Annotated in this window: 21 protein-coding genes; 1 reads left to right on the top strand and 20 read right to left on the bottom strand. The window is 39.5% G+C overall.

The window, feature by feature from the left end:
* From ACY3FQ_RS03370 to ACY3FQ_RS03305, 14 genes are all read right to left on the bottom strand, one after another.
* The coding region (locus tag ACY3FQ_RS03370) for a DUF1176 domain-containing protein (protein WP_489773630.1) at positions 1-244 on the bottom strand (244 nt) is incomplete at its 3' end.
* Positions 245-283: 39 nt separating this feature from the next.
* Complete coding sequence (locus ACY3FQ_RS03365; protein ID WP_005400284.1) at positions 284-688, bottom strand: NUDIX hydrolase; 405 nt, start codon at positions 686-688, stop codon at positions 284-286.
* Between the two features lie 98 nt (positions 689-786).
* Positions 787-1,233, bottom strand: a complete 447-nt coding sequence (locus ACY3FQ_RS03360; protein ID WP_039889976.1) for a YybH family protein — start codon at positions 1,231-1,233, stop codon at positions 787-789.
* Positions 1,234-1,343: 110 nt separating this feature from the next.
* Positions 1,344-1,679, bottom strand: a complete 336-nt coding sequence (locus ACY3FQ_RS03355) for a YegP family protein (protein ID WP_004695228.1) — start codon at positions 1,677-1,679, stop codon at positions 1,344-1,346.
* A 233-nt stretch (positions 1,680-1,912) separates the two neighbouring features.
* On the bottom strand, positions 1,913-2,278 hold the full coding sequence (locus ACY3FQ_RS03350; protein ID WP_005400282.1) for a 5-carboxymethyl-2-hydroxymuconate Delta-isomerase: 366 nt from the start codon (positions 2,276-2,278) through the stop codon (positions 1,913-1,915).
* Positions 2,279-2,416: 138 nt separating this feature from the next.
* Positions 2,417-2,755, bottom strand: a complete 339-nt coding sequence (locus ACY3FQ_RS03345; RefSeq protein WP_005400281.1) for a zinc ribbon domain-containing protein YjdM — start codon at positions 2,753-2,755, stop codon at positions 2,417-2,419.
* Positions 2,756-2,934: 179 nt separating this feature from the next.
* Positions 2,935-3,285, bottom strand: a complete 351-nt coding sequence (locus ACY3FQ_RS03340) for a DUF488 domain-containing protein (protein WP_005400280.1) — start codon at positions 3,283-3,285, stop codon at positions 2,935-2,937.
* A 58-nt stretch (positions 3,286-3,343) separates the two neighbouring features.
* On the bottom strand, positions 3,344-3,790 hold the full coding sequence (locus ACY3FQ_RS03335) for an SRPBCC family protein (RefSeq protein WP_178928437.1): 447 nt from the start codon (positions 3,788-3,790) through the stop codon (positions 3,344-3,346).
* Between the two features lie 169 nt (positions 3,791-3,959).
* Positions 3,960-4,346, bottom strand: coding sequence for a ribonuclease E inhibitor RraB (locus ACY3FQ_RS03330; protein WP_004695219.1), 387 nt, complete (start codon positions 4,344-4,346; stop codon positions 3,960-3,962).
* Between the two features lie 150 nt (positions 4,347-4,496).
* A complete protein-coding gene (locus tag ACY3FQ_RS03325; RefSeq protein WP_005400278.1) occupies positions 4,497-5,453 on the bottom strand; it encodes an SNIPE associated domain-containing protein in 957 nt (318 codons plus the stop codon).
* Positions 5,454-5,730: 277 nt separating this feature from the next.
* Positions 5,731-6,396 (bottom strand): RluA family pseudouridine synthase, encoded by a 666-nt coding sequence (locus ACY3FQ_RS03320; RefSeq protein ID WP_039889974.1) that lies wholly within the window; start codon positions 6,394-6,396, stop codon positions 5,731-5,733.
* 655 nt (positions 6,397-7,051) lie between these two features.
* Complete coding sequence (locus tag ACY3FQ_RS03315; RefSeq protein WP_005400276.1) at positions 7,052-7,447, bottom strand: VOC family protein; 396 nt, start codon at positions 7,445-7,447, stop codon at positions 7,052-7,054.
* Between the two features lie 590 nt (positions 7,448-8,037).
* Positions 8,038-8,310, bottom strand: coding sequence for a hypothetical protein (locus tag ACY3FQ_RS03310; RefSeq protein ID WP_005400275.1), 273 nt, complete (start codon positions 8,308-8,310; stop codon positions 8,038-8,040).
* A 107-nt stretch (positions 8,311-8,417) separates the two neighbouring features.
* The gene (locus ACY3FQ_RS03305) at positions 8,418-9,116 is read right to left on the bottom strand and encodes a hypothetical protein (RefSeq protein ID WP_039889972.1); all 699 of its coding nucleotides are present in this window, start codon (positions 9,114-9,116) and stop codon (positions 8,418-8,420) included.
* 213 nt (positions 9,117-9,329) lie between these two features.
* On the opposite strand from ACY3FQ_RS03305, the gene ACY3FQ_RS03300 reads away from it, so the two are divergent.
* Entirely contained in the window at positions 9,330-9,683 is a 354-nt protein-coding gene (locus ACY3FQ_RS03300; RefSeq protein WP_005400273.1) for a hypothetical protein, read from the top strand.
* An 82-nt stretch (positions 9,684-9,765) separates the two neighbouring features.
* Here ACY3FQ_RS03300 and ACY3FQ_RS03295 read toward each other — a convergent pair whose 3' ends face one another.
* The 6 genes from ACY3FQ_RS03295 to ACY3FQ_RS03270 form a co-directional block, all read right to left on the bottom strand.
* Positions 9,766-9,972 carry a hypothetical protein gene (locus tag ACY3FQ_RS03295; protein ID WP_005400272.1) on the bottom strand — a complete coding sequence of 69 codons (207 nt, stop codon included), beginning with the start codon at positions 9,970-9,972 and terminating at the stop codon, positions 9,766-9,768.
* A gap of 232 nt (positions 9,973-10,204) precedes the next feature.
* Positions 10,205-10,780: a DUF4126 domain-containing protein gene (locus tag ACY3FQ_RS03290; protein WP_005400271.1), complete on the bottom strand. Its 576-nt coding sequence runs from the start codon at positions 10,778-10,780 to the stop codon at positions 10,205-10,207.
* 117 nt (positions 10,781-10,897) lie between these two features.
* The gene (locus ACY3FQ_RS03285; RefSeq protein ID WP_004695201.1) at positions 10,898-11,041 is read right to left on the bottom strand and encodes a zinc ribbon-containing protein; all 144 of its coding nucleotides are present in this window, start codon (positions 11,039-11,041) and stop codon (positions 10,898-10,900) included.
* Positions 11,042-11,171: 130 nt separating this feature from the next.
* Entirely contained in the window at positions 11,172-11,591 is a 420-nt protein-coding gene (gene vapC, locus ACY3FQ_RS03280; RefSeq protein WP_005400269.1) for a type II toxin-antitoxin system tRNA(fMet)-specific endonuclease VapC, read from the bottom strand.
* Positions 11,591-11,821 carry an antitoxin gene (locus ACY3FQ_RS03275; protein ID WP_005400268.1) on the bottom strand — a complete coding sequence of 77 codons (231 nt, stop codon included), beginning with the start codon at positions 11,819-11,821 and terminating at the stop codon, positions 11,591-11,593. The genes vapC and ACY3FQ_RS03275 overlap by 1 nt, the downstream gene beginning before the upstream one ends.
* A 108-nt stretch (positions 11,822-11,929) precedes the next feature.
* Positions 11,930-12,573 (bottom strand): hypothetical protein (locus ACY3FQ_RS03270; protein WP_489773629.1); only part of this gene is annotated, 644 nt, incomplete at its 5' end.

Genomic DNA, 12,573 nt, shown 5'->3' with positions numbered 1-12,573 from the left:
TTTGGCTGAGTACCGCACTGCCTGCACCTGCGGGACGAGAAATCAGCAATGAAACTGGATGACCAAACTGAGCATCACTTTGATACCCCACCGCGCGGCACATACCCGTATTATCACAGGCAAGCTCCCAGTCTTTATACATAAAATAGTTGCCCGTTTCAGCATGAGCCCACTGGCTCAAGGCACTCATCAGCAACACACCAATAATGGGACTATTTCGTTTTAAGGTCTGATTATTCAACATATGCGCTCACTCCACTTCAGAGGAATCTTAATCTTGCACTCAAAAACTTCGACTTTGCACGATACCTATATAATTTAAACAATCTTCAACGCGAATCCGTTGTACTTTCGACAGCTGATCAAGATCAAACCAAGCATAGGCCGTATGTTCATCACTGAGCCTGATCTCAGCAGATGCAGTCAAATGACATCTAAAAATAAAGGCATGCGAGGTCACTGCCGAATGAAAGTACACCCCCGATAAATAATCGATCTTAACCTGACAACCGAGTTCTTCTTGGCACTCACGTAGTAAAGCCTGATGAATGGTTTCCCCCATATCCAAGGCTCCACCGGGTAGCCCCCAAGCCTGATCAGCATAATTGGCTTTCAGTAATAAAACCTGTCCTGCGTCATTGGTCAGCACCGCATGAGAGCTTAGCCGGTAAAAGTCTTGAAATGCCATAGATACCTTCTTCTTAAGTTGTTCATGTTGTCATTCAAACATAGCCCAGCAAAACGGAGGTGGCTCAACCTGTACCCAAGCCAAAGCTTTAGTCGAACTCAGTCTGGAAAATAAATCGGCTTTGACATTTTAGTTTCAAAGTCCACAGGCACCGAAATATGCTGATGGGCAACCAACCACTCACCTGCCGTTTTTTGAAAACATAGCGTGGTTCTGCACCAAGGAATCTCTGGGGTTGCAACGCCACTGGCATGATCCAATTTAGAATAACAATGTAAAAAAGCTAAACCGTCACGACTAAAAATATTGATGTTACGTCTGAACACTTTGATTTCCCCCTGAAAAAATGGGGCATATCGTCTCCACAATTCTTGATAGGCTTGCACACCTTGCAGCTCAAACCCAATATCAAACAAGCTGACATCACTCTGACAAAGACGAATGATATTTTGTACATCCATTTTACAAATGGCATCATCCCATTGTTTGAGTTTGAAGATAATTTCATGCCCTGCATGCTCATCTCCAACTAATCGAAAATCCACATCGCACTCCCACACTACAAATCAAACCGCATAAAAAAACGCGTGCGCCATCCATAGCAAACACGCGGTTTTCTTTAATTCTTAAAACAAGCAAAATATGTAATCTGATCTTAAGTTGTCAAATCCTTAATCGTGGTGCTTGAACCATTGTTTTTGACCGACTCAATGCCTTTATCTCGGGATTGCTCACTGGCATAAAACTGGCTGGTACCAATAATCTGATGATTGGCAGCCTTTAAGTTAAAATAAGGTTTGCCATTTTTGGCTTCTAAGCGTTCATAACGCGTATCATCGGGGCTATTTTTTTGCACCGACTCAATTCCATTATGTGCTGACGCTTTTGCTTTATACAGTTCACTGGTCAAAATGACCTCGCCATTTCCCGCTTTTAAAACAAAGCGATATTGGCCATCATTTGCCTGACTTACTTCGTACCATCCTGACATAAGCTCACCTATTGTTATTTTAAAGTGATTGTAGATCCACCAAAATTGAATAAAAAAACATCCAATTTCATAAAATATAAATGACTTCTTTTATAAAAAAAAGTGCATTTACTACCAGCCCAAATTTTATTTTTTTAAAATAACAGCGCTATATGAATAACGCATGACAGCCTCAAACCGTTTAAATGACACGCAATATCGGCCCAATAAACAGTTTGGCACTCTTCCTAATTTTATGCTTTTAATACCAATTTGCTATAACTGCTTTTTGGCATTTCAATAATTTCTACACAAATTTGTACCGTTAAATCCTGAGGAGCGGTAAAGTTTTGCTGCAAGGTTTTAAGTAATTGGCTCGAAATGGCACACTTGGTGGCTTCATCTCGTCCGCTTAATAAAGACACTTTGGCATGCAAATAAGCCTGCGCATCGCCTTCTACCCCAATCACAAAATCTGACTGTCGAATAGCACGACTTTTGATGTCATTGCCCGATTGTACAAACTGACCATCCAGCAAAGCTTGGTTTAACGCCAGTAACATCGGCTTAACTTCAAGGGTGTCGATATTATCTGAATATTCAAGGTGGATATGTGGCATAACGTATTCTTCAACAGTTTTTATCTTTATAGCATGCTGTACTGGTGTTTCAACGCTTAAATGTCTTTTCAAAATGGCTAAAAACAAAAACGGAGTCCAATTGACTCCGTTTTAATCTCGAGCTGTAAATTCAGCGGATTAAGCTTTTTTCACATACTCAGATTTCAGTTTCATCGCACCGACACCGTCAATCTTACAGTCAATGTCATGACCATCTGCGGCATCTGGCAGTAAACGAATATTTTTCACTTTGGTTCCGACTTTCACCACCGACGACGAACCTTTAATTTTTAAATCTTTAATCACCGTTACCGTGTCACCGTCAGCAAGTAAGTTGCCGTTGGCATCTTTGATTGCTACCACTTCTTCAGTTGCTTCTCCCTCTTTCCATTCGTTTGAACATTCAGGGCAAATTAGCAAGTCACCATCTTCATAGATATATTCGGACTGGCATTTTGGGCAGTTGGGTAAAGACATAAAAACCTCAAAAATAAAAAAATAAGCAATTCACATTGCTCAAAACGCCAATATAGCATTTTTCAGACGAAAACGATGCGAATCACCTATTTATTTTATGGTTTTAGCCTTGACACAGGATGGATAAAATAATGCTTAGGGAAATATAAGTTTTCCCTGTAATAGCATCAGCTCAACACTTATTTTTGTTCCAAGCACTGCTTCAAAATCACCACATGGTTATGCTGTTCTTCTTTGGCTGCGGTGAGTAACGTGATCTGCTCACGCACTGCCAGTTGGCGCAAATCATTCAACTCGGCGGGATGTGCTTCCAGTTCTTTCATATAACGTACTTTAAACTCATCCCAGTGTGCCACCATGTCTTGGTGATACCATTTCCGCAGCTCATTAGATGGCGTGAGAATTTTTGGCCATTTATCTATTTTGGCCTCCAGTTTTGAGACCCCTCGTGGCCACAACCGATCAACCAAAACCCGTTTACCATCCTCTGCATCGACAGGCGCATAAATTCGCTTCATGCGTATTGGCATGCAAAACTCCTTTTATTCTTTTGTGCAACTTATTCAATTGTTCAACAATGACGAAGCACTATTCATCGGGAATGTCTGGATTCACTAAAAAAGCCAAGAGTTGCAATGACTCTTGCCAACCCAAATAACAGCCATCGACAGGAATCACATCAGGTAAACCAGACTGCGTAATATGGACCTCAGTACCGACAGATACTTCTTTAAACTCAACACGCACTTCAATTTTACCTGCAAGTTCAAGCACATCGAACTCATCTGTATAGCGCAATAAACTGTTTTCAACTATTTCATGATAAGTGCCATGAAATGAATGCTGCATGCCTGTACTGAAGTTGGTAAAGAACATGCGATATTGACCACCTTCACGCAGATCGAACTGATCTACATGTGCGGTAAAGCCATGTGGTGCCATCCACTTCACTAAAGCATCTGCAGTGATAAAAGCACGATAGACGCGCTCGACGGGCGCACTAAATACGCGGTGTAATTGAGCGCTATTTGACATGATTTTTCTCGTTCTTTTCAAATATTCAGATTTAGTTTAAAACGCTCAAACCCACATGCTGTATTTTTTTTGTGCATCTTTTTTTAAATAGCCAAACTCGGCCCGCTGGCTTTTCTACCCACCAACAAAAAAAGCATGTTTTTCAACATGCTTTAACTTTAACCATTTCTTAGGCTTGACCTTGCTCATAGTCCTCATCATCTTCGTCGTCATAGACATAGGCCATACAGCCCCAGCCGTCATATTCACCACCAAACTGTTCTGCAATTTTAGTAAACCATTGTTCTAAGTCAACAATGTCTGAATACTCAGGTTCCATATACACGTAAATGGTAATAATCCACTCAGATACGTCGCTTTCTTCATCGACAAACAAAGTGATTTTTTGCTCTTCTTGTAATAAATACAACGCACACTTTTCTGCTTGTGACTGCTCTTGAAAGGCAATCGAATATTCTATTTCATGCGGTTCAGATAGGTCGTCGCCATCCTCAGCCATTTGCCAAAGTACATTTCCGTTATCATCATCTGGATATAATTCATAATCACGTGTCATGCGTATGTCCTTGTTATCTTTTTAGCCAATATATCGTTGGCAAGTGACAAAATAGTGACTTCAACATAGCATATTTTGCTCATTTTTATAGCAGTTACATCTGATTTTTCGAAGGTTGTTTGGACTTTATTTCACGCAGGCTTTGCCGTGTTAATGTAAAACCCGATCTTCAACTAAAATGTCCGCTTGAAACTGTAAATCACTGCTTTTTAAGTTTTCTAATAAGGCCGCAAATTTAAGTTCTTCTAAGCGTAAAGCCAGATAACTGTCTTGTATACGAGTATGACCAAAGGCCGCACCATAGTGATTGATGAGGGTAAAGTCATCCTGTAAAGCTTGAATCAAAAGGCCAAGATTGTTTTTGCTCACACGTTGTAAATATAAGTCTGCTTTCGTATTAAATAACTGTGAAACCAACACCATCATCGATAATCGCCGATTCTCATCCATAAAGGCGCAGTTCACAACTTCGTTTTGCTCAACCGCACGAATCACCTGTTGCCGAACTTTCAGTAGATGACAGGCCGCATCTGTTTTCCCATAGCCTTCGATGAGTTCATCTAATAACTGCTCCGAAGGCAGTTGATAACTCTGGCTGTAGGTTTCAATTTTATGGTGTAGTGCCTTCGATATTTCAGCCAGATGTTGTCGTTCTTCAGCCATGTGAAAAAAAGCACCCAGTTTTTCTCTGGCGCGCCGCATGGTAACTTCTTTGGCTTTACATTCATATTCCGTTAAGAAGTGATTTACTTTTTCGATGCGCTGCCGACATTGTTTGAGCATTTGTTCAGCATCAAATTTGACCGTCTCAGCAAACAATTCAACTTGGTTGTGTCGTTCAATGACATAGTGTTCGACATCAATAATTTCTTGGTAAGGACTCAAAGTTTCGTTACGTTGTCTGAGTGTTCCAAGCTCAATTCTTAAACTGGTCAGCCGGTGTTGTAATTCACTTTGCTGCTGTTCATAAACTTCTAAACTATTTCGATTAAGTTCTAAATTGCTTTCTAAGGATTCAATCTTCTTTTTTTGGGCAAGACTGTGTATTTTTTGCCCGCATATAACAGCACACAGCAGGACAAGAATGACAGCGAGTACATAAAGCATGGCCTATCTCCCTACGGGAATGTCATTTTTATTTTAAAGACTCAGCTGTAAGAACACATGAAACTCGAACAGTAAGCCTTGGAACAGACAAACATATTTTCATTCAATTTCAATCAGTCGTGACCATGGCCAAAAAGCCAAACTCAAATGTTAATTTCAACAAAGATAAGCACACTGGATAAAAGTACACTTACACAACTTACGCTAACGGTTTTTTAAACCGCCCGATATCCCAAATTTTAAGTATTTCTCAAAATTAAAATAAAGTGTGACACAGTTAAAATGGCACTCGTCCATGAATCGCAACCGCTTTTCCACTTAAAGGCTGCTGAAAGGCGAGAAAACTGGCATGTAAAGCCATACGTTTTAATGGACTCCGTGTCGGCTCAGGGTGATACAACTTATCCCCTGTAATTGGATGCCCAATATATTGCATATGCACACGGAGCTGATGTGAACGCCCCGTAATCGGGGTCAGTAAAACTCGCGTAATATCGGTCTCAATGTCATAGCTAAGAGCTTGATAAAGCGTTTTTGCAGGCTTACCCAGTTCAAAGTGCACGATCTGCCGTGGTCGATTTTCCCAGTCAGTAATCAGTGGTACTTCAACACTGCCTTCAGCATCCAACTGTCCTTGAACTAAAGCAATATAGTGTTTGTCCACCGTGCGGGCTTGGAACATTTTGCTGACGGCGACTTCGGCATCGCGGTGCTTGGCAAACATTAAAATCCCTGAGGTCGCCATATCTAAACGATGGGTAATTTTGGCATGTGGGTACTGGGCTAAAACCCTTAAATAGGCACTGTCTTGGTGTTCTGGTAAACGTCCCGGCACCGACAACAAGCCCGCAGGCTTTTCAATCACCACCAAATCATCGTCTTCATAAACGATCACCAAGTCTTCTTGGGGCGGTGTATAAATAAAGTTGTCATTTAGAGCCATGGGAATAACAGCATACAAAAGCGAGCACGAAAAATAGCAAGCTGTGTTTCTGCTGTCAATCATTCACAAAATATGGAAAACAGCCTTAATCCTAGGCGTCCATCACTCCATATAAAACCAGCTTTTTAGCAGCGCTGATTAGATTGGAAGCTTAAAATAAAATGATGTAAGTGAAACTACAACAGCAGGATTTTTCGGTTTTTGCGGGAAATATTAAAATTTATTTTTTTTTGATTTATTTTTTTTTGATTTATCTTTTATTCGAGTTCAAATTTTTTAGGGTGTCTGGGAAAACATGTTGTTTACTTCAACTATCATAACTTTGTAAGTGATGATCTTATAGCCTATAAACTTTTGATTTATAGCGTCCTAAGCCGAATCAAGACCTTTTGGGTAAGTACTACTCACGCGTTTTGCGCCACTGGTAGCATGCTACTCTTTTCGATCCCGTCACACCCTTGAGATATAATTTAACAATCCAAGGGCGGGATTGTTTCCCGAAGATAAAGTCTTTTTGGCTATTTTTGGAAAAAAATCTTGGCTTTCAGGTTATCTAAAAAATATTTTCCCAAATGCAGCGTATTTATGATTTTTTTCTCACATAAAATCACTTTTCTCAGGATTTTATTTCTTTACTGCATCACAGATGAGAAAATCAACTTCCTGCACAGACCTGCATCAGCTGAATGAGATTCCCGCAGGTATCATCAAAGACCGCAACTTTAACTTTTCCTGCCCGCATCGGTTCACTGGTAAAACGTACCCCTAGGTTTTTGAGTCGTTCATATTCCGCATCGAGATCTTCCACTTGAAAAGAAGTATAGGGAATCAGATCTGCTTTAATTGCGGCCTTAAACGGCTGTGCCGCGGGATGTGCATCAGGCTCCAGTAGCAGTTCAACACCCTCTGGACTTTCGGGTGAAACCAAGGTCAGCCAACGAAAATCACCCACAGGTACATCATGTTTGATTTTAAAACCGAGTTTTTCTGTATAAAACTGACAGGCTTTTTCTTGGCTATCGACCATGATACTGGTGACATATATTTTCATTGTTGTTCCATATTTTTTATCAGACTTTTAATGGTTATAGCAGAACTCTAAGCGTTCCAATGTTATCAAATCGCAATTTTTTTAAAGCCGTTTTCGCAAACCAAAGCGCCAATTTGTTTTGACACAGTTAGAGCAAATATTGGGATAAATTCGGAGCAATATAGAAGTTTTAAAATGGAAGAAAATATTTAAATGGACGTGTCTTTTATCGTGTTGTTTTTATCATGTAGTTTCTAGGGATCAGGAGATAACTTCAACGATTAAAACTGGGTAAGTTCTAAACTTTTGCCTATAAATGGATAATCTATAGCGTCCTAAGCTGAATCGAGACCTTGTGGGTAAGTACGACGCTGATCTGATAGATAACAAGTCGCAAACTACTCTTTTCGATTCCTGTGCCCTTAAACGCTATATTAAGCAAATTGGTGCGGGATGAATTTCCGAAGATCGGCTAATTTCAAGCAATGATGAAAAATATTTCCCTAAATAAAACCAAATTTGATAAAAATATTCATAATGGCAATTGAATCATCTATTTCATCGCATAAAAATGAACTTCTATCATTTTTTACACCATCATTTCAGAACGCTTAAGTCCCCATGTAACCTTGCAGCCACGTTGCAATAAACCACCATAAACTAATCGCGGACATACCACAGAGTAAATTAGCTAAAACCTTCTGCAGATTACTGAGCTGAGACAGATAGATTTTTCGGTTAATTACATACGCAACCACAGCTAAGGCTCCACCGATTGCACCACCAATCATCACTAAAAACAAAGGCCAACCTGCCATCAAATGAGCAGCTGTACTCAGCTTAGGTTTCTCTGCAGCACTCAAGAGCAGTTCTTTATTTTCCATCGCTTTCCCCTATACATAATCCAAGCAGTCATGTGACTGATGCCTCAGACTCACGTCACTCATAAAAGTGCATTTTGAGATATAAGTTAGCAAAAACTAAGCCAACACTATTCAAAACTCAGATCGTCGATGTCCTGAATTTTGCTCAAATACATCGGAGCAACATTCACTTTGCTCCATGCTTCTTTAAATTTAGGGTCGCTATCAGGATCTTTGTTGAGATTTTCTCTGACCAGCTTCTTAGCGGTGAGAAAATTGACACTGGTTTCACTGTTCACATAAGGGCCAAAATTATCAGAGCTGTCATAGCCAATCAAGCGCATATCACGCCCCTCTAAACGGAACTGATAGGCCCAATATCCATAACGGCCATGGGCATAATGCAGTTTTAACAGGCCTTTTTCGATAGAGGGCACCAACTCAGGCGCAAAGTACACACCGCCATCTTCATTTTCTGAAGAAAACAGTGACAGGTTCTGAACGACTTTTTGGTAGCGCCCTTTTGCATTCAACAGCACAATCACACCACGGCGGTTACGATCTAGTTTTCCACGGTATTCATCGGTGACCCATTGTTTCGGATCTGTACCTTTGACGATTAAAACCACATCTTTTAAACCATCTTTGTTTAAGTCCCCTTGTACGACCTCAAACACCGTATATTTTGCGGGAAGGTAAGCTTTGTAATGGTTGGTGGCTTTGTGTCGCTGAATATCCGCTGCGCTTAAGTTTTCAGCACAGAGATTGGTGGATATACCCAACATTGCAGCGAACATTAGAGAAGTTTGAATGAACTGTTTTTTCATAGTTTTGTTAATTTTTTAAATAAAGTAGGTAAAAGAGCACACTAATAAATGCTTCATTTTTGGCATCTGTGCTGAAGCTTAGCATTTAACAGAAGTCTATTTGTAGAATGTTCTACAATTAAAAACAGATGACTGTATCCATGTCATATTTTGATTACTGCCGTTGAAAACTTTCGGCTAAAGTGGCGAAAGACCATTCAAATACGCTTCATCATGAAAACCAAAACTGCCCTGCTGATGCTGTGCCTTGCGCTTTCCCTCAGTGCATGCAAAGTGTTAAAAACACATATCGTTAAAGTCACCAGCTCAACTGAAACACAGCCAAATGAAGTATTGTTAAAAACCACCAAAGGCTATGTGTACTTATCGACACAGAACATGACGGAAAAACAAAAGCACATCCTAAAAAATCTGCGCCCTTTTCAGTGTTTGGAAATTAAAACACCTGAACAGTTTGCTATGCAAAACCGAGCAGTACGATTTTCTGACTTTAAAATTCGCGCTTTAGTTGAAGCTGACCGAGAGTGTCGAAAAATTAAGGTCACGACCCGAATTGAAATTCATTAATGTTGTAATGCTTAAAAAATAGAACCTCCATATCCAACAATGAAAAAGCTCTGCATAAATTGCAGAGCTTTTTTGCTTTTGGCTATTTGAAACAACACTTGTCACAACCTTCGACTTTTTCTCTGGGCCAGTTCATTCTTGCCCGTTTATAAGCCAGCTCATAATTGGCAAAATAACCAATCAAAATTTGATCCTCCGAGCTGGGTAAATCTGTACAGCCTAAGGATGCATTATGAATATGATGGATGCCTTTTTCACTAGGCTGTTCATTTACAATAAATTTTATCATTTACAGTTCCCCGAATAATTTTTATAAAGTTCAACTACAAACAAACCCATACAAAAAGTATGTATTTATAAAATTAAACGGATTCCGTATAAAAATCAATCATTATTTTAAAAGTGAAACTGACCTCTAAGTCATATCAACCTAAAAGAATTGATGTCCACATAAGCGAAAAATTAGCCACTTTATTTTTAAAGTTTAGAGACCCAGCAATGCCATAAGAAAACTGCTGAAACTATAAAGGGGTGCTGATACTTTCTTGTTTTTTACGTTTAAACCAACGCACGGCCCAGATCGCCAAAATAATACCCACAATCACCACCAAGAAAGGAACCAGTAGTGAAAGCACGGACAATAAAACGGCACCCACCCACTCCACTGTAGACACCAGTGGGTTGGCTATCCCGCCCGTCGTCGCGGTTGACACCCCTCGAACGGCAACGGTACTCATTTGCACGGCGCCTGCTGTACCGCCACCGACAATGATTGCGGCAGCCCAACTGGCAAACTGCGACATTTCTCCGCTACTGACCGCCATAGTGGTGAGGGTGCCTGCGGCCATTGCGGCTGGCGTTGCAATGGTGTCTAAAGCGTTGTCGACCCATGGTATGTAATAAGCTGCGATTTCACAGACAGTTGCAATCGCTAATGCGATACATACCGATGGCATACTTAACCATTCAAAACCTTGCATGGGTTCGAACCATCCCATAATAGATGCAAGGCTCATGACCAAGAGTGGGACAAAGACACGAAAGCCACAGGCAGCACTTAAGCCAATGCCGATACAAAGTCCTAATATAGTTTCCATGTGCTTTTCCTATGTGGCCTAAGTCGGGATGTTTTTATCTTTTTTATAACTTAGCAAAAAGCCCTATCGGGTGATAGGGCTTTTCTTTTAAACAGTGGGTAACTGTTAAACTTTGGCTTAGGCATTCTTATTGTTAAATTGATTGCCTTGGCATTTGGTACACGGGGGTAAACGATCTGTACCAATTTCTAAGTAGACGCGGTGTCCGCATTGAACACAAAAATAGAAGCCTGTTCCAGGTTTTTCGCCAGCAGTAACCATTTTTGTTCTCCATATGTTTAGAAAATGGTCTTACTAGTATATGCATTTTATGATGGATGTCTATTGATCATTTCGACAAATGATGATGGCATTTGGGCAAGAAATAATTTCCATAGAAAATCTAAACATCTTACAAGGTGTTAGTCACCCAATTTTCGATCTGCAATCCATCGACACGCAAAAATTCTTTTTCATTATTGGTCACCATCACCCAATTATTCGCACGTGCATGCGCGGCAAGCCACAAATCATTCGCACCAATAATCTGCCCCTTGGATGAAAGATCGTGACGTATTTGCGCATAGTGGTCAGCGACATATTCATCTAACTCAACCACTTGAATCATTGAGGTTAATTCATCTATCACTTTGAGGGCTTTTTCTTTTTGCTGACTTTTCTCTGCACCAAAACGCAACTCCCCCAAAGTAATGACTGAAATTAAAATATTTCGATGTGGGAGATGTTTTTCAAAATGCTGACGGACAATTTCAGGTTGATGTTTGATGATGTAGATACAAATATTCGTATCCAATAAATATTGTGTCTGCATTAGAACTCTTCTCGTTCCTGTGGTGGTTCATCCACTCTTTCTTCTGCATAAAAGTCATTCGGCATTTGCGCTAATACTTTAAATAACCGATCTACGGTAACTGGTTTTTCACGCAGAATCACTTCATCGCCACGACGGAAAATTTCGACTTCTGTACCTTCAAAGCGAAATTCTTTGGGTAAGCGAACAGCTTGACTTCGACCAGTCATAAAAACTTTTGCGGTAGTCATAAGGCTACTCCATCAGTTTTGATATATATCTTATGATAGGTATTTTTTGAGTGTTTTTCAATCAAAAAATTAAATGCCTTGTAAACAAACTAGTGTCAACTTTTAATGTTAATAATCAGCATTAATATAGTTACTTAATCGCTCATTCTCACTATCTAACCAGTTTCTAAAAACCTCTAAATCCTCTGCTTTCTTTAGTAGTCGTGAGAGTGATTCATCATCCATTATTAGATCCAATCCACTATTACAAAACATCCATGAAGCCTCTAGATTTTCTTTAAAAAAGTTATCTACCACATCAAAAAAAAGACAAATATTCTCAAATTCACTTTCATTCAACGGTATAAAGTTAAAGTGAACACTATTTTTATAATCTGACATGGTTGCAGGAACTACTCCATAATTTTCTAAATGAAAATGAAATGATTGCCCTTTCTTTTCAAAACCACCGTGAGCAAAAGTATTCCTATACTTTTCTTTAATTAAATTAAGTTCATCATGTATTCTTTTACTATCTTGATTATTTAAATCAAAAACTTCACTGTATTTTTTAGACCAAAACTCACCAATAAATTTTTTAATATCATATTCCTTATTATTTTTTGAAAATGGCAATGCAAGCACTAAAATATGTTCTAATCGACTAAAATATGAATCAATCATTGCCAAGGAGTTATACACCGCATATTGCTCTAAATCTCTTTTAGCAAAAAATGTATTCAACATACTAGAAAAGTCATTATCCTCAAAAA

It is taken from the genome of Acinetobacter sp. AB03 (genome assembly GCF_058107045.1).
The sequence above is the reverse complement of the archived record's forward strand: the minus strand, read 5'-3'. Positions and strand labels throughout refer to the sequence as shown.